The 17,850-nt window shown below is 50.7% G+C and carries 16 protein-coding genes; 15 read left to right on the top strand and 1 reads right to left on the bottom strand.

Annotated elements, in window-relative coordinates; all coding sequences use genetic code 11:
- Window position 1 precedes the first annotated feature (1 nt).
- Complete coding sequence (gene phnE / locus KI362_RS14250) at window positions 2-808, top strand: phosphonate ABC transporter, permease protein PhnE (protein ID WP_212938857.1); 807 nt, start codon at window positions 2-4, stop codon at window positions 806-808.
- 80 nt (window positions 809-888) lie between these two features.
- On the opposite strand, the gene KI362_RS14245 is transcribed toward phnE, so the two are convergent.
- The gene (locus KI362_RS14245; protein ID WP_301627948.1) at window positions 889-2,478 is read right to left on the bottom strand and encodes a bifunctional metallophosphatase/5'-nucleotidase; all 1,590 of its coding nucleotides are present in this window, start codon (window positions 2,476-2,478) and stop codon (window positions 889-891) included.
- Window positions 2,479-2,704: 226 nt separating this feature from the next.
- Here KI362_RS14245 and KI362_RS14240 point away from each other — a divergent pair, with 226 nt between their 5' ends.
- From KI362_RS14240 to KI362_RS25565, 14 genes are all read left to right on the top strand, one after another.
- Window positions 2,705-6,031, top strand: a complete 3,327-nt coding sequence (locus KI362_RS14240) for an endonuclease (protein ID WP_301627947.1) — start codon at window positions 2,705-2,707, stop codon at window positions 6,029-6,031.
- A 197-nt stretch (window positions 6,032-6,228) separates the two neighbouring features.
- Window positions 6,229-7,119 (top strand): M15 family metallopeptidase, encoded by an 891-nt coding sequence (locus tag KI362_RS14235; RefSeq protein WP_301627945.1) that lies wholly within the window; start codon window positions 6,229-6,231, stop codon window positions 7,117-7,119.
- Between the two features lie 39 nt (window positions 7,120-7,158).
- Complete coding sequence (locus KI362_RS14230; protein ID WP_301627943.1) at window positions 7,159-7,677, top strand: VanZ family protein; 519 nt, start codon at window positions 7,159-7,161, stop codon at window positions 7,675-7,677.
- A 350-nt stretch (window positions 7,678-8,027) separates the two neighbouring features.
- Window positions 8,028-8,729 (top strand): response regulator transcription factor, encoded by a 702-nt coding sequence (locus tag KI362_RS14225; protein WP_044477272.1) that lies wholly within the window; start codon window positions 8,028-8,030, stop codon window positions 8,727-8,729.
- Entirely contained in the window at window positions 8,722-9,810 is a 1,089-nt protein-coding gene (locus tag KI362_RS14220; RefSeq protein ID WP_301627940.1) for a sensor histidine kinase, read from the top strand. Before KI362_RS14225 ends, KI362_RS14220 begins: the two co-directional genes overlap by 8 nt.
- A 77-nt stretch (window positions 9,811-9,887) precedes the next feature.
- Window positions 9,888-11,123 (top strand): GGDEF domain-containing protein, encoded by a 1,236-nt coding sequence (locus KI362_RS14215; protein ID WP_301627938.1) that lies wholly within the window; start codon window positions 9,888-9,890, stop codon window positions 11,121-11,123.
- A gap of 25 nt (window positions 11,124-11,148) precedes the next feature.
- Window positions 11,149-12,060, top strand: coding sequence for a GNAT family N-acetyltransferase (locus KI362_RS14210; protein ID WP_301627936.1), 912 nt, complete (start codon window positions 11,149-11,151; stop codon window positions 12,058-12,060).
- Between the two features lie 176 nt (window positions 12,061-12,236).
- Window positions 12,237-13,061 (top strand): cupin domain-containing protein, encoded by an 825-nt coding sequence (locus tag KI362_RS14205; protein WP_301627934.1) that lies wholly within the window; start codon window positions 12,237-12,239, stop codon window positions 13,059-13,061.
- A 124-nt stretch (window positions 13,062-13,185) separates the two neighbouring features.
- Complete coding sequence (locus KI362_RS14200; RefSeq protein ID WP_301627932.1) at window positions 13,186-14,370, top strand: alanyl-tRNA editing protein; 1,185 nt, start codon at window positions 13,186-13,188, stop codon at window positions 14,368-14,370.
- 138 nt (window positions 14,371-14,508) lie between these two features.
- Window positions 14,509-15,060 carry a spore coat protein gene (locus KI362_RS14195; RefSeq protein ID WP_301627930.1) on the top strand — a complete coding sequence of 184 codons (552 nt, stop codon included), beginning with the start codon at window positions 14,509-14,511 and terminating at the stop codon, window positions 15,058-15,060.
- Window positions 15,061-15,112: 52 nt separating this feature from the next.
- A complete protein-coding gene (locus KI362_RS14190; protein ID WP_301627929.1) occupies window positions 15,113-15,958 on the top strand; it encodes an MBL fold metallo-hydrolase in 846 nt (281 codons plus the stop codon).
- A gap of 100 nt (window positions 15,959-16,058) precedes the next feature.
- Window positions 16,059-16,997 (top strand): aldo/keto reductase family protein, encoded by a 939-nt coding sequence (locus KI362_RS14185; RefSeq protein WP_301627927.1) that lies wholly within the window; start codon window positions 16,059-16,061, stop codon window positions 16,995-16,997.
- A gap of 165 nt (window positions 16,998-17,162) precedes the next feature.
- Window positions 17,163-17,354 carry a DUF2281 domain-containing protein gene (locus KI362_RS14180; protein ID WP_301628179.1) on the top strand — a complete coding sequence of 64 codons (192 nt, stop codon included), beginning with the start codon at window positions 17,163-17,165 and terminating at the stop codon, window positions 17,352-17,354.
- Window positions 17,355-17,389: 35 nt separating this feature from the next.
- The gene (locus KI362_RS25565) at window positions 17,390-17,680 is read left to right on the top strand and encodes a type II toxin-antitoxin system PemK/MazF family toxin (RefSeq protein WP_374705668.1); all 291 of its coding nucleotides are present in this window, start codon (window positions 17,390-17,392) and stop codon (window positions 17,678-17,680) included.
- Window positions 17,681-17,850: the final 170 nt, after the last annotated feature.

The following is a 17,850-nucleotide window of genomic DNA, read 5'->3' as shown; positions in this document are numbered from 1 at the left end:
AGTGACGACGATCGAGAAGCAACTTCAGGCTCACCCGCGTAATATGCGGTATGTGCTGACGCTTACGGTGATTATTATTGCGCTGTTTGCCTGGTCGCTTGCTGCTGTTAACTTGAAGGATATTAATCAGAGCGGCCTAAAAATCGCTCAGAATATTATAACCGGAATTCTGAATCCCGACTTGAACTTGCTCTTGAGTGTCTCAAAACAGAGTGTGCTGTACTTGCTGGTTGAGACAGTAGCAATTGCATTCTTGGGCACGATTGTAGGGGCGGTCTTATCCGTTCCGCTTGCCTTTCTGGCTGCTTCAAATATCGTACCCAAGCCGGTGGCTTGGCTTACCCGCCTGCTGCTGATCTTCATCCGGACGATTCCGGCCCTCGTGTATGGCTTGATGTTCATCCGCGTCTCCGGTCCGGGGCCCTTCTCGGGCGTGATGACGATAGGGATCACGTCGGTTGGAATGCTGTCCAAGCTGTATGTGGACGCGATTGAGGAGCTGGATACCAAGGTGCTCGAATCCATGACCTCGATTGGCTGCACGACCTTTGAAAAGGTACGCTACGGTATCTTGCCGCAATTGATGTCGTTGTTCCTCTCGGTAACGATTTACCGGTTTGATATGAATATGCGCGAAGCATCCATCCTGGGCCTGGTTGGCGCAGGGGGGATCGGTGCGCCGCTGATCTTTGCCATGAACGGGTATAAGTGGAATCAGGTCGGGGCGATTCTGATCGGATTGGTTATTCTGATTCTGATCATCGAGTGGATGTCCAACAAGCTTCGGACCAAGCTGGTAAAAGGATAAAAAGGGCGGTGTCAGAGAATGTGTCTCTGGCGCCGCCTTTTTGATTGTGAACTTTTGCAGGAAGAGGATGCCTGCTGAGCTTAGTAGACAACCTTCCAATTGTGATTACAAGTCGCCTGGATCACGCCCGCCCGGGAAATGTAATCCGCGAGTATCTCGGTCATATCGGTAGGAATTTCACGAACGACAGGTGCTTCTTTCAGCATGTCGAAATTGCCGCCACCGCCCGCCCGGTAGCTGTTCATGACGACATCGAAGCTTGCCTCCGGCTCAAGAGGCGCTCCGTGGCGCTCCAGTCTGACCACCCGGTGTCCGACGGGCTTTGAGATGTCGAGCGTATAGTCGATGCCTTCCCACATATCATAATTGAAATGCTGCGGCTTTGGCTCCAGGTAAGAGGGCGCAATGCCTAGTCTATCACCGGTCTCATTCACCTCAAAGTATCGGGCCGTCTGCTCCAGCATGTCCCGGATGTCGCTGCCTCGCATACGGACAACTTTTAACGTATTAGGATAAATATAGTTGGATACCACATCCCGCATGGTAATTACCTCCCCGAAGCCTCTGGCTTCATTGGTAAAGATGGCAGCCAGGGAGAGCTCGGCCCCGGTCACCTCCATCTGAATCCGGTTTATCATTTCCGTAAAGGCATGATCTGCCTGACGGGCTGTAAACGGATCGGGAATGGAGAGATCCCCCTCGGTGCGGCCTATGGGTTGATCGAGCCAATGCTGCGTTTGCCGTTCATCCTCAGCAAATAGAGACAGAAAATCCTCATCGGCCTGATCCCCTTCATCTACAAGAAGCAAAGAGGAGGATTTGCCCGATAGTCGCCATCCCCCTTCCGGAGTCGCCTGAAATTCCAGCTCTACCTTTGCGATCGCTTGTCCGGCACTGCCAGGCTGCGTAATGACTACTCCGTTAATCTCCCCGTTTAACAGGCGGTGTTGGTGGCCGGTGAGCAGGATGTCGACACCCTCGATCGTTTCACATATCGCATAGCCTTGATTTTCACCGGTTAAGGGCTCGGTTGCTTCACCAGTTAAGGGATCGCGTTCGAAGCCCCCGTGATAGCTCAAAATCACCGCATCCGGCTGTTCAGTATAACGAATCTTGTCTACCCAGTACTGAGCAGCATCAAGCGCATCAATGAAGGACAAGCCCTCGATGTGATTTGGTTCCTCCCAATTTGGAATGAAATGAGTGGTAAGCCCCAGCAGGGCGATGCGGACGCCTTGCGGCAGCTCGAAGATCCGATATGGCTTGCCGAATGCAGGCTTGCCATCAGCCTTGTTTACGATGTTAGCAGATAGCCAGGGGCAATCGGAATCGCTGATCGCCTGCCGAAGCAGGTCCTGCCCGTAATTGAACTCGTGATTCCCGAGCACGGCTGCATCATATCCAAGCGCATTCAGCGCTCTGGCTGCAGGGTGCAGACCTTGGCGGTTGAACTTGGCATAGTGATACATCAGCGGCGTTCCTTGGAGCAAGTCCCCGTTATCGATCAGGAGCATATTTGTGCTCAGGCTTCTCTCTTTCTGAATCAGACGCGACAGCTTGGCAAGGCCAAGCGGTTTGTCGCTAGGGCCGCGGTAATCGGTCGGATACAGGTGGCCGTGAATATCGCTCGTATGCAGAATCGTCAGATTTATAGAATTCATAGATGCCATCAATGGCTGCCTCCCATACCGATTAGATAAATGTAAAACTTGAATGGAATACAGCTATTATAAACAACTACTTCTGCGGCATGGTAAACGCAGTGTTATTTTTGTTAGGATGCAGATGGAAAGAAAAATATATTTCTTTAAATTTTACATAACCTTACTTTTTAGCTAATAATCCCATGCCAAAATAAGGGTGTTGAACTACTCTTAATCTCATGGGAGGGAAATTATGAGCAGAAAGCTGGTTGGGCTTGGAAAGAAAATCGGGACGAAGTGGCTGCGGATCGGACTTGCTGTATCCTTGGCATTTACGATTCAGTTGGAGCTGGGCGCGATTCTCGCACCTGTGCATGCCGAGGGGCCGAACGATCCCGCACCCTACATTGCTGCCAAAGTGGTAAATGAGAATGCCGGCAAGAAAATTCTTTTTGACAACACGCATGCCCAGACCGCAGGTGCCGCAGACTGGGTTATTGACGGCGGGTTTTCCGATTTTGGACAAGCACTGGCGGCCGACGGATTTGATGTCGCCGAGCTGCGCAAGTCAACACCGATTACCTACAGTGATCTAAGCGGCTATTCTGTATTTGTTATTGCGGAGCCAAACATTCCCTTCAAGCAGAGCGAACAGGCTGCGATGGAGCAATATGTACAAAACGGCGGAAGTATTTTCTTCATCGGCGATCACTATAATGCGGACCGTAACAAGAACCGCTGGGACGGCTCTGAAGCTTTCAACGGGTATCGCAGAGGGGCTTGGGAGGATCCGACTAAGGGCATGAGCGCGGAAGAGCGAAACTCGGAGGCCATGCAAGGTGTCGTCAGCTCGGATTGGCTCGCAGACAATTTCGGAGTTAGATTCCGGTATAATGCACTGGGCGACATCACGGCTAATCATATTGTAGAGCCCGATCAAGCGTTCGGAATCACCGAGGGAGTTGACGGAGTTGCGATGCATGCCGGTTCTACGCTAGCGATTACCGATCCGACCAAGGCCAAGGGCATTGTGTATCTCCCACAGACGAATGAGGCATGGGGAAATGCGGTCGATCAGGGCGTATATAACGGCGGCGGCATGGATGAGGGACCTTATGTTGCCGTAGCCAAGGTTGGATTGGGTAAAGCGGCCTTCATCGGTGATTCCTCGCCGGTAGAAGATGCAACGCCAAAATATTTACGTGAAGAGACAGGAGCTAAAAAGACGACCTATGATGGCTTCAAGGAGCAGGATGATGCCATTTTGTTAGTCAATTTGATGAATTGGCTGGCAGACCAGGAGAGCTATACAAGTCTGGCCCAAGTCGATGACCTTCAATTGGACGAGGCGACAGAGCTGCATTCCTTCGAAGCGCCTGAGGCTTCAACGGAGCCCCAGCCCGAACCATGGTCTGCACCGGCCGCCGGCTATAAATGGTGGGACAGCTCGACCTTCAAGCCGGGCTCCTATGGTGGTGCTGGAGTGAGTGCTTCGCCAGTCTACAGCTTTGTCCGCCAATCTGTTCTTCCCAATGCAGCAGAGTTCCAGATTCGCGTTCTCATCGAGAACCTGCCCGCCAATTCAACGGTGACCGGCTTTAGTGCAGGGATCTACTTGACGGGAGGAACCCAGGTAGCCATGACGCAAAAAGCGGACGGAACCTGGCCAACCGCTTATGGATACGGGGACACCTTCAGCCTGACTGCTGATAGTCAAGGACGGGCTTATAAGGATTTAACGATGCGCATCAAACCGGGCACCTCCGGGGCGGCCAATCTTCGCTTGCGGCAGAATGGCAATAATCTGTTGACCCAATCCGTGACGCTGGATAATGTGCCTGCCGAACCGTTGCCGGATGCAGGCAGCTCGCTTCCGGAATTGATTACGATTGCGGAAGGAAGAAGCAAGCCGGAAGGAAGCCTGATCACGGTTCAAGGTACTGTAACGACTGAGCCGGGTATCTATGGAGGACAAACCTTCTATCTGCAGGACGCTACCGGCGGAGTCTATGTGTATCAGAGCAGTACGGGATTTCATCAAGGAGATGTGGTCAAGCTTACGGCCTCAACAGCCCTCTATAACACTGAACTCGAATTAACGAGCCCGGTCTTGATCGAAAAGACCGGGACGGCAGATCTGCCGGAGGCAGTCGCGGTCGATACCGTAAATGCTGCCAATCAAGGCCAACTGATCGCACTCCACCAGGTGGAGATCACCAATATCATTACGGCATCTCCATCGGGTTCCTTTGAATTTGATGCGATCAGCGCGAATGGAGTCAGCAACCATGTTCGCGTGGATGCCAGAACGGGTCTGGCACTCGCAGACTTCCCCTATGAAGAGGGACAGATTGTCAATCTTCAAGGTGTATCTTCGATCTTTAGAGACGTATATCAATTGAAGGTGCGGGGGATAAACGATATTTCGCTTGCGCAGGCCCATGTCCCCCCGGCAACCACTGCCGTTCTATCAGAACAGCCGAATTCGAACGGTTGGTTTAACCGGAATGTGGCCCTTACTCTGACGGCTGCGGGTTCGGAGCCGGTATCGACAACCTATCGGTTGAATGAGGGAGCTGAGTCCGTATACTCGGGTCCTGTGGATATCGGCAGGGAAGGGATCAACGTCATTCAATATTACTCTTCTGCAGGCGGTGTGGTTGAAGAGGCGAAGACGATAGAAATCAAGCTGGATAAGACAGCGCCCGCCGTAACGCTGACGCAATCGGGGAACCGAATCGGAGACGTATGGGAGCAGGATACCCTGAAGTTTGAGCTTCGCAGCACGGACGAGCTCTCCGGGGTCATTGCCCGCGAGCTTCTCCTCAACGGCCAGCCAATTGAAGAGGGTCAGACGATCAGCGCCAAGGAGCTGGGAGCAGGAGAGCAGGTCATTGAATACCGCGTAGAGGACGCCGCAGGCAACGTGGCCTCGGACCGGGCCGTATTCCAGGTGAAGCAGCCGCATGCCGCCGCTGCCCCGGGCAAACCTGTACTGTCAGATAATAATGGTTATGATACCGGCCTCCGAGACGGGGATTATAAGGTGACCATGAATTTGTGGTGGGGAAATAACGGGTCGGAATTCAAATTGTATGAAGACGGCGTCTTGATTCAGACCGTCCCATTGACGGAGGCTTCCCCCTCGATGCAGACGGCTTCTGTCGATATTACGGGAAAGGCAAACGGCGTATATACGTATGTCGGCGAATTGGTCAATGCCTGGGGCGCATCGCAGTCGGAGCCCCTTCGCGTAACGGTGACGGAGGCTTCGCCGGGCAAGCCGGTATTGTCGCATGACAATTGGGACGAAGATGGCAGCTACCAGCTTAGCGCCAACCTGTGGTGGGGGACGAATGCTGCCGAGTACCGTCTCTATGAGAACGGCGTATTGATCGACACCCAGGCTTTGACCAGCGCTTCGCCGGGTATGCAGCGCGCTGTCACTGAGATCCATGACCGGGCGCCGGGCACTTATGAATATTATGCTGAATGGATTAATGCCGCAGGCGTAACCCAAAGCGACCGTATTCAGGTTCGTGTAGGAGCATGGGGCTTCCTGCCGAAGCAAGCCGCTTAAGCAAACTTAAAGCATAACTTGTGAATGGCCGATCGGACCGGGACAACCCGGAGCCGGTTGGCCTTTCTTTTTTGGTTCTCCATATTTTATCCTCCATAAGAACAAACTTAAGAAAAACTTTAGATTTACCATCCGTTCTTTTTAAAAAGTTCCTCTTATCCTTAAGGAAGAAGAAAAGGTATGGAGGAAGTACGCATATGAAGAAGTGGTTGATTTCCCTGGTGATCCTGCTGCTCTTGGGGCTTGGGTTTGCGAAGCTGAAAGTGAGCACGCTTGAAGAATGGCATAGAGAGCTGAACGTCCCTGCGGAGCAAAATGATCAGATGCTGGAACCGGAGACTTTTACGGAAGAACTGGGGTTTACGATCGAAGTAAGCAAGTCCATGATCTATGAAGGAGACCTGCTCCTGGTGAACAAGGATTACCCGGTGCCCGAAGGACTCCATCCTGAGACGGAAGCGGTAAGCCTGGTTAAGAATCCTGAGTTGATCGATGGTTTCGGTGTCCTGGATAACAGCATTATGTTATCACCGCGGCTGGTTGAGCATTTTACCGCGATGGTTAAGGCAGCGGGCAAGGAGGGCATTCATCATTTTCTGATCAGCAGCGGGTACCGGAATGAGAGCAAACAGGACGAGCTGTATCGCGAAATGGGCCCCAAGTGGGCGCTGCCTGCCGGATTCAGCGAGCATAACCTCGGTCTGTCGCTGGACATCGGTTCATCCCAAGGCGAGATGAGCGAAGCGCCTGAAGGACTGTGGCTCAAGCAGCATGCCTGGGAGTACGGCTTTATATTGCGCTATCCGGAAGACAAGACGGACATCACGGGCATTCGGTTCGAGCCTTGGCATTTCCGGTATGTAGGTCAGCCTCATAGTACAATTATGCAGGAAGAAGGCCTGGTTCTCGAACAATATCTTGATGAGCTAAAGAAGCGGAAAAGTATGAGCGCAACAGTAGGGGGGCAAAAATATCGGGTGTTTTATTACCCGGTTTCGGAAGATCAGGTCATCTATATACCCGCACAAGGAAAATATTCACTTTCCGGCAACAATATAGACGGCATCATTGTGACGGTTGCGGAGTAAGCAATACAATCGAGCTTGGGAAGGCAAGGAGATGGTCGCATGAGTATTTCATCCAGAATAATCCATGCCGGGATTCGGCTTATATTTGTTATTTATTTGTTCATGCTGGTGAAGATTATCCTGTTCAAGATGCAGAACGTTGAACCGGGGTTTCTATGGAACCAATTGTATAGCAGCTTAAGTCATCCTGGACTGGTCTATCAGAGACTTCTGACGGGGAATCTGGTGCCGTTTAGAGAAATAACAAGAACGATGGAACTGATGACAGGCCATAGTCTCTTCAACTTGATTGGCAATGTGGCGATCTTTGTTCCTTTCGGCTTGTTCACCGGAATCATGCTGCAAAAGAATGAGACTCCTGCACGGGCCACTCTAATATATTCTTTTCTGATGAGCCTCTTCCTGGAGTGCGCCCAGCTATTATTGAGAATCGGCCAGTTTGATGTGGACGACCTGCTACTGAATACCTTTGGAGGGCTTATCGGTTACTTTATCTTCAGCGTCATAGCTAGGGCAATCACCGGATTACCGAATTTTACGGACATTACGTCTTCTTAGAACTAATCATTGATGATGGTGGAAATCTAACGGACATTTTGTACACTTAGCTAATAGATTTGAAGGGGAAAGGGTTGATTGAGCGTTCTAAGTGGCGAAAATGTCCGTTAGCGATCAAATTAGTCTGAAAAGGCTTGCTAACAATCCAAAATGTCCGTTAGAGGAGCGGTTGGTATGTTTTGATTCCATCTGCAGGGGAGCTTTGCTTTTCTGAGAGGGACGGGAATGGTGATGACACAAGAGCAGATCATCCATGTGCCTGCATATGGGTTGTTGGTCATGTCATAAGGGTTGGTCATTGAAATCACAGGCAGTCTCGGTTATGCTGTCCTTGAAAAGGAGACGAAGCTATGAAACCGATTTCGATTCTGATTGCAGACGACGAGGAGGAAATCGCCGATCTGATTGAGCTGCATCTGTCCAAAGAAGGCTATCGGTGTATGAAGGCCTGCGACGGCCAGGAGGCGCTTGATGTGATTCGAACGCAGCCCATCGACCTCGCCATCCTGGACATTATGATGCCGAAGATCGATGGCTATGAGGTGACCCGGCAAATTCGCGAGCAGTATCATCTGCCGATCATTTTCCTGAGCGCCAAGACAACCGATCTGGATAAAATCACCGGACTCGTCCGCGGGGCGGATGACTATATGACAAAGCCCTTTAATCCGATGGAGCTGGTAGCAAGAGTAAATGCGCAATTGCGCAGGTTCATTCATTTGAACCCTTCGATGGCTTCAACACCAGACGTATCCGTTCTGGAAGCAGGGGGAGTTCGTCTTTTTCCCGAGCAGCGGACGGCCTTCTTGTACGGCGAGCCGATTGAGCTGACACCGAAGGAGTTCGATATATTAATGCTGCTGGCCAGCCATCCGAAGAAGGTGTTCAGCTCGGAGCATATTTTTCAGCAGGTGTGGGGCGAGGCATATTATGAAGGCGGGAATACAGTCATGGTGCACATCCGGACCTTGCGCAAGAAGCTCGGCGAGGACCAGCACAAGAATAAGCTGATCAAAACCGTTTGGGGAGTAGGGTATACATTCAATGGCTAAACCGCTACGGAGCTTCCGTTTCAAAATGATCCAGTTGTTTGGGCTCAGCATGCTGTTGTCAGCATTCACCACCTTTCTCATCTATTTGGGGCTGCAACGCTATTACCATACGCTTTACCGTGAGGATCCGATGTTTGAAGTCCGTCAAATCATGAGGGAGATCGGCGATATCAACGTGTTTCTGATCATCTTCTTTCCGTTGTCCTTCATTTACTTTTTCCTGCTCAGCCGGCGCTATGTCGGCTATTTCCGGGAGATTTCCCGCGGGATCAACCAGCTGGCAGGGGGAGATTTTGCGAGTAATGTCGTCATTCCGTCCAACGACGAGTTCGGGGATATCGCCAGAGACATTAATCTGGCCGGGCAGCAGTTGAGGGAAGCGCTTCAGCGAGGCGATTTTGCGGAGAACAGCAAGGAGCAGCTGGTGCTGAATCTGGCTCATGATTTGCGGACGCCGCTCACCTCGGTCATCGGGTATCTGGACTTCATCCTGCAGGGCAAGGATCTGACTGCCGAGCAAATGAAGCATTACTTGACGATTGCTTATACCAAATCACAGCGCCTTGAGCGATTGATCGATGAGCTGTTTGAAATTACGCGGATGAATTACGGGAAGATGAATATGAATCGGCAAACCCTTGATCTGACGGAGCTGCTGACCCAGTTAGCGGAAGAATTAGTTCCTCTGTTTGAGAAGAACGGCCTGACGGCCCGGCTTGAATTCGATTCAGGACTAGTGGCATTCGGGGATGGAGAGCTATTGGCTCGGGTATTTGAAAATATACTGTCCAACGCCGTCCGTTACGGCAGTGATGGTGAATATGTGGATATCGCCGGCCGCTTGGAAGGAGCGGAGATTGTCATTACAGTTACGAATTACGGGAACTCGATACCTGAGGCCGAGCTTTCTCATGTCTTTGAAATGTTCTTCACCGGCGACCGCGCGAGAACGCATAAGGAAGGCAGCACCGGCCTGGGATTGTTCATCGCCAAGAATATCGTGGAACAGCATGGAGGCTCTATCTCTGTCCATAGCGATGTGATCCGCACGGAATTTGAGGTACGCTTGCCAACGCAATAAATTATATACATTAAGCCGCGGCGGATCCTTGCCGATAAATAACTATAGCTGAAATGACACGGAGGATCCGTAGAACCTTGAGAAAAATACTGAAAACTGCGTCCATGATCACCCTGCCGTTTGCTCTGCTGATACTTGCTTATTTAGGCGCTGATCGTACACAATGGTTAACTGAGCCTCAACTAGACTTGTTAGGCATGGCACCCTACCCTATCTTTCTGATTGGCGGTGTGCTTGCCTGGAAGTTTAATCGCAGCAGGGAGTTCTTTCTTCTCCTTGTTTTTGCTTTGACGCTAGCTCTGCTGCAATACTCGCCTCAGGCTGGCGCAGTAATGGGAAAGGTCCTGTTAGAGGACCTGCTCCTTCTTATTAGCCTGATTCTTCCGGCAAACATTCTGATCTTCTCCTTCTTTAAAGAGAGAGGGATTTTTAGTATGTGGGGAATGACTAGAGTGGGCGTAATAGCAGCCCAGGCCGCGGCAGCCGTATGGCTGATGAAGCCGGAGCAGCAGTCTCTGCTCCATCAATGGCGGAAGGATCTGCTTCCTTTTTCACTGGAAAAATACACCTCCTTGTCTCAAGCTGCACTCTTCCTGGTTCTGTTGGCGGCCATTCGTCTTATATACAGACAAATCAGCCGGCCATCATCACAGGATGTTTCGTTCCTGGCCGTGCTGTTAGGGATGGGATTTGCGCTGCATCAAGTCTATGATCCACTTCTGATCGCCGTGTTCTGGGCTGTGTCGGGTATCATTTTAATCAGTTCAATTATTCAGGATAGCTACTCGATGGCATTCTCGGATGAGCTGACAGGTCTTCCATCCAGACGGGCATTGAAGCAGGACATGCTCAAGCTTGGAATGAATTATACTATAGCCATGCTGGATATCGATTTTTTCAAAAAATTCAACGATAAATACGGCCATGATACAGGGGATGACGTGCTGAAGCTGGTAGCTTCCATTTTGAGGGAGGTAACCGGGGGAGGCAAGGCTTTCCGTTACGGGGGCGAGGAATTTACAATTCTGTTCCCGGGCAGAAGCGTGTCTGAGGTGCTGCCTCACCTGGAGCAGCTGCGCGAGAAGGTGGCTGGGCGAGGCTTTACACTTCGCGGAAAGGGCCGTCGAAAAGGCAAAGGAAGAAGCCGGTCGAAATCAGGAAGCACCAGAGCCGGTAGAACGATACATATCACGATCAGTATTGGCATTGCACAGAAGAACGAGAAGAATAAAACACCGGATGAGGTTATGAAGGCAGCGGATACTGCTTTGTACCGGGCTAAGAAAAAGGGACGAAATTGTGTCAGTAAGTAAGGTATATAGAAATGAGGCGATTTGCATGAAAAAAGAAAATACCCCCTGGATCAAGCTCAAGGAATACCTTGACCATGAGGATTACGAACTGATTAGCCATCTTCAGGAGCTATGTGTGCGAAAGGATGGAATTACATTAAAGCTTGAGTTGGATTACAAGCTGGGAGCAGCTGTGGAGTCAACCGGAATGACCGGTCTGAAGCAAATGAATGAATTTATGTATTTTACCGGTCAACAGCTGGTTGGATATATGGGGATCAGTCAATTTGGCGGGCAGGGCTCACCGATGGAGATCACAGGTATGGTGCATCCCGAATTCAGAAGGCAAGGAATCTTCACTCAGCTGTATGCGTTGGTGACAGCCGAACGGAAGCGAAGAAATGCCGGGGATATGCTTATGCTATGCGACAGAACATCGTTATCGGGACAGTCCTTCGTGAAAAAGACGGGTGCGGCATACAGACATTCGGAATATGAAATGGTATTTCGGAAAGCAGGCAAGGATCGGCAAATGGAGCAGGGAGAATGGGGAGACCGACTCGTCTTCCGCAAGGCGGATAATGCTGATGCCGAAGAGATTGCAAGGCAGAACGCCATCTATTTTGGGGAAGCAGGCGACACTCTTCTCCCGGAAGAGGAAGAGAAACGCGGGATGACGATTTATCTCGCGGAAAAAGCAGGAGCAACCATTGGCAAGTTTCACTTGCAAATGAGCTCGGGTGCTGGAGGGATTTTCGGGTTAGGCGTACTACCGGAGCATCAAGGACAAGGCTTTGGTCGGGAACTTCTGCTTCAGGCCGTCGAAAAGCTGCAGGAGGCTAAGATGAAAGATATCTTCCTCCAGGTAGCTGCCGATAACGCGAGAGCCCTCCAGCTGTACAAATCATGCGGCTTTCAGGAAACCTCGATCATGGATTATTTTGAGGCGTCTCCATAGTCGATAGAGTCAAGAGCACGGTACCTCATGACCCGATCGAAGCTCTTGTTACCGTAGAGATTAGCAAACGCCAACGCTTGAAGCAACATGTATTTTACGATTCACCGGACGGTAGTTCACCTCTTTTCCTGTCTGGGCATATGCTGAGTTAGCATACCAAGAAGGGAAGAAGCGACGTGTATGATATTTCGGAAACAGGCAGCAATCAAGCCGTGCTTGCAGCCATCCTATCGGGAATCCAAAGAGAGGCTTCGGATCTGGAGTTCTGCAGCCGTCTGGCGGACGCAGCGCCAACACAAGAGCACCGGAGCAATATTATGCGAGTGCTGGAGAGTAAACGGCCTCGGCTGCAACAATTCTCCAATCTTTATGCTGCAATGACGGGCAGCTCTCCTACTTACCGATTTGCTCCAGCTGCATTTTCCAGTTATGCGGAAGGCTTGCGAATAGCCTATCAAGCAGGCATGGAGGAATATGAAGAATATAGGACACACAGCCAGTTGGCAGGGCCTCCTATATTGCAGCAGATGTTTATGGATGCTTTCAGAGGCGCCTACGAAAATATCGCGCAATTCGATGAATTAAATCGGAACGTATCCAGAGATGCCGGCCCCAATCCATTTGTCGTGAATATAGAAAAGGTTACCGAGCAGAACGACACTTACCGCACGGCAATATGGACAGGGGAACATCTGCAGGTGACCGTGATGAGTATCGGTGTCGGTGATGATATAGGATTAGAAGTCCATCCTACGACGGATCAATTTATTCGGATCGAAGAAGGCCAAGGACTTGTGCAAATGGGAGACAGCAAGGACCGGCTGGATTTTGAAGCAAGGGCCCGTGAGGATTATGCCGTGATGGTCCCCGCCGGGAAATGGCACAATATCACCAATACCGGCAATGAGCCGCTTAAAATCTATACCATTTATGCGCCGCCGCATCATCCGCACGGTACAGTTCATCTGACAAAAGCGGCTGCAAAAGCCGCTGAAGGATAGCAGCCTGCGAAAGACTACCCGAAATAGCCGCTTCTTCACAGAAGGGGCTATTTGTCATAAACTACACTTATCCATAAATAGCCTGGCGATACGCTTGGCAGGCTTATTAGAAAGGAACGTTGAAATGACCAAGCAGCTCTACTACGACTCGGCTTATTTGCAGGAATGGCAGACCACGATCCGTGAGGTCGTGGAAAGAGCGGAAGGCGTTTATCTTCTATTAGAAGAAACGGCGTTTTATCCCGAGGGAGGCGGGCAGCCCTGGGATAAAGGAACCATCGGCGGGATGAACGTGCTTGAAGTAGTGATGGAAGAGGAGAAAGTCCTGCATAAAGTGGACAGGCTGTCCTTGGCAGATCCGGAGATGACCGTCCTATGCCGGCTGGATTGGGCCAGAAGATTTGATCATATGCAACAGCATAGCGGACAGCACCTGCTGTCGGCGGTATGTCTTCAAGCTCTGGAAGCGCCAACGTTAAGCTTTCATCTAGGCGAAGATTATGCCACGATTGACATTAGATTTGACGAGCTTTCCTTGGAGCGGATGGAGATGCTTGAACGGGAGGTCAACCGGCATATTTACTTGAATCATGCTATTGCAAGCTATTTCGTCACGGCGGAGGAAGCCGCGGAGCTGCCTTTGGTCAAAGCGCCGAAGGTGACCAGCGGGATCCGGATCGTGGAGATGCAGGACGTGGAATATAATGCCTGCGGCGGAACTCATGTCTCTTCCACGGGCGAAATCGGTATGATCAAGCTGCTGAAGGCGGAGCGGCAAAAGGGCAATATTCGGATTTATTTCCTGTGCGGTTATCGGGCACTTCGGGAGTTTAACGAGGTTCAACGGATAGTGAATGCGCTGGCGCTAAAATTCAATACAGGAAAAGCCGATATTTTAAGCCGGATTGAGAAGTGGGAACAGGAGCATAAGCAGCTGCAACACGACCTGAGCACTCAAAAGGAAATCAACGATGGGTATTTGCTGCGGGAGCTTCTGTCCGGTTCCACTGGCGGAGTAGTGGCTTACGAGTTTGAGGACAGGAGCCTGAAGGATTTGCAGCAGCTTGCTACGAGACTGGTCGCGGAGACTGCTCTTCCCGTCTTGTTACTGGCAGCAGGGGAGAACAAGGTGGTCTTGGCACAGGAAGCAAGCGAGGGCTTCTCTTGCGGAGCGTTCTTTAAAGAGAACCTAAGCGCTTACAACGGCAAGGGCGGCGGCAATGAAAAAATGGCGCAGGCAGGCTTTGCCAACCGGGAGGAGGCTTCCGCTTTTTACGAATATGCGAAGCAGATTTTGTCCGATCGCTGATAACAAGGAGAAAATGGGAGGACACGTAAGAGGCTTTTAAAAAAGTACAAGAATCCGTCGCGATTGACTGCATACTTCCACAAACGGCAGTAAAGCTTAAGAGAGACAACACACTACTGTTTTGGGAGGCTTTTAATCATGCAACTTGCGGCACATGAAGTACAGGATCTTAACGAGCTTACACTAAGCTGTGTCAATTCCATTACGAATATGGCCTGTTTCAAGACCCAAGTTCAAGATCCGGAATTGCTGGCCCTGTTGGAGCAGCATTTTCCGCTGCATATTCAAGATTATAATATCAAGGTCGAATATTTGAGCAAAGCGGAAGGGGCCACGTCCAAATTACCGATACCTGATCTGCGCCCTATTCTGTCGTCCTATACGCAGGCTCCTGCAGCGGCCGTGCCAGTCGCCCCGAGAACAACGGTTCAACAATTTAACGACCGTGAAATTGCGACGGCTTATTTACTGACGCTGAAGCGGGCTGGCCGGGAATACGCCTGGGCGGCTATGGAGATGAGCCATCCCGAAATCCGGAGCTTTCTGGAAGATGCATTCTGCATGAGCTGCCGCCATGCCTATGATGTCTGGCAATGGATGGTGAGCAAGGGTTATTATCCGCTGGAACCAGCTTCTCCGGCCACTCAAGCCGTGCTGGGGAGCTTTTACCATCAGGTTCAGGAAGCCTGATTCCTCAATGAGCAGAACGCAGCATCCGGACAGATCAAGAGGAGGACATGAAATGCAGGAGGATATGCGTTACGGAAGCGATTATCACGTGATACCGGCCGTGTCGATCAAGAGCGGAACCGGAGTGGAGGTGCTTAAGGACGTCTATTGCTACACCGATCAGATTGTAAACCTTGTCCTGTTCGGCGAGCCGGGTAGAGGGTCGTTTGTGTTGGTGGATGCAGGAATGCCATGCTCGGCGAAGGAGATCATCTCGGTCGCCGAAGCCCGCTTCGGAGCCGGTTGCCGACCGGAGGCGATCCTGCTTACGCATGGGCACTTTGATCATGTCGGATCGCTCATTGATCTCGTGGAGCACTGGGAGGTCCCGGTCTATGCCCATCCGGCAGAGCTGCCTTACCTGAACGGAACTGAAAGCTATCCCGAACCGGATCCAACCGTCGAAGGGGGATGGATTGCGAAGATGTCGCCGATATTCCCGAATGAACCGATCGATCTTGGCGATCGGCTTCGTCTGCTGCCTGCGGACGGCTTGGTTCCCTACATGGAAGGCTTTCGCTGGATCCATACGCCGGGCCACTCGCCGGGGCACATCTCTCTGTTCAGAGCAGAGGATCGGGCTTTAATTGCAGGGGATGCTTTTGTTACGGTCAGACAGGACGAACTGTACAAGGTGCTGACTCAAAAGCTGGAAATATGCGGCCCGCCGAGATACTTGACTACCGATTGGGCGGCTGCGAAGGAATCCGTAAAAAAGCTGGCGGATTTGAACCCGGCTGTAGCTGTTACGGGTCATGGTATTCCTGTCTCGGGAAGCGAATTATCGGAAGGCTTGAAGCGGCTGACTGCAGAATTCGAATGGCTGGCCGTTCCCGATTACGGGAAATACGTGAATTAACCTCATAATCAAAGCCAGGAATGCCTCCTTCTGCAAGAGAGACCGGAAAGGTATATAATGGATTAGGAATGCAAATCAACTTGCTGAAGGAGGAAATTCAATGGAGTATAGAAAATTAGGCCGTACAGGCCTGAAGGTCAGTGAAATCAGCCTGGGAAGTTGGCTTACATACGGCGGGTATGTGGAGAAAGAAAATGCCGTCCGTTCCATCGAAACTGCCTATGATCTCGGAATTAACTTTTTTGATACCGCCAATGTTTATGAAAAAGGCGCAGCAGAGGAGCTTGTAGGAGAAGCCTTGAAGGCCTATCCTAGAGAATCGTATGTACTCGCTACGAAAGCTTTCTGGCCGATGGGCGATGGACCGAATGACCGCGGCTTATCCCGCAAGCATGTCATGGAGCAAGTCCACGCCAGCCTGAAGCGTCTGGGCCATGATTATGTGGATATCTTCTATTGTCACCGCCATGATCCCGAGACGCCTCTTGATGAAACGCTTCGCACGATTGATGATCTGGTTCGTCAGGGCAAGGTGCTCTATGTAGGGGTCAGCGAATGGCAAGCCTCCCAGATCGCCGAGGCGCTTACGGTCGCGGATCGATATTTGCTCGACCGGATCGTTGTTAACCAGCCGATCTACAACATGTTCCAGCGCTACATCGAACAGGAAGTGATGCCGCTCAGCGAGCGCCACGGAATTGGCCAGGTCGTATTCTCGCCGCTGGCGCAAGGCCTACTGACAGGCAAGTACACTTCCGTCACCGACCTTCCAGCGGACAGCCGGGCTGCGAAGCTGGATGGGATGCGTAAAGGAATTACGGAAGAGAAGCTTGCCAAGGTCCGGGAGCTTGAGAAGGTTGCGGCTGAACTGGGCTTGTCCGTTGGCAACCTCGCACTCGCCTGGATTTTGCGCAAGCCGATCGTGGCAAGCGCTCTGGTTGGCGCAAGCCGGCCTGAACAGGTAATCGAGAACGCGAAGGCATCGGGTGTGAAATTAAGCGAAGATGTGTTGGCGCGGATTGAAGAAATTTTGAAGTAAGTATGGGGAGGAGCCTTAGATTTTGAGGGCTCCTCTTTTTTCTGGCGAAACAACTGCTGGAGAGACTGTGACTAAAGTTTCACTCCCGGATTTGCTTCGATTTTGTAATTGTTCATGCTACAATGGGAGTATACATTTTGATACAGGGTGGTGTCTTTCTTGAGTGTGAATAGGGAGGATTTGAAGGAACTAATTGACGGCATTCATGATCAAGATGCAGAAGAAGTGTATGATTTCATTAAATATTTGCAAATGAAACGTGAACAAAAGGAACTTAAGGAACCTGAACGTATAAGTGAAACGAGCATGGATTTCTGGAACAATCCGGTGGATGACGAGGTATGGAATGAGGTATAGAGCCGGAGATATTCTACTTATTCCATTTCCTTTTAGTGACTTTCTTCCGTCAGAAAAGACCGGTTCTTGTTCTTTCGAACGATTTATATAACCATACGAGCCTAGATATTATCGTTGCGGCGATAACTTCGAATATTAGTATGCGTGATTTTTCAGTTTTAATTGCTCCTGATGATTTATCCGAAGGAAGACTGAAAACCGAATCCGTTGTCCGAGTTGATAAGATATATACGTTCTCAAAGAAAATCGTGACTAGTCAATTCGGACATTTAGGGAATGACAAAATGAATGAGATACGTGCGATGATAAACAAATTGCTTACCTAACCAAGCCTACTACAAGACCCCTGAGCCAATAAGGATCAGGGGTCTTGTAGTAGTGAACAGTCCTATTATATAAGAACATCGCCTTTGTGAGTGGATTTCTACCTTCAAATGGCTTAGTTCAGTCAGAGAAATCCGGGAACAACAGCGATCGTAAGAACACTTCACACGTT

It is taken from the genome of Paenibacillus apis (genome assembly GCF_018333295.1).
GTDB classification, from domain to species: domain Bacteria; phylum Bacillota; class Bacilli; order Paenibacillales; family Paenibacillaceae; genus Fontibacillus; species Fontibacillus antibioticophila.
This window is presented reverse-complemented; position numbering and strand designations above follow the sequence as displayed.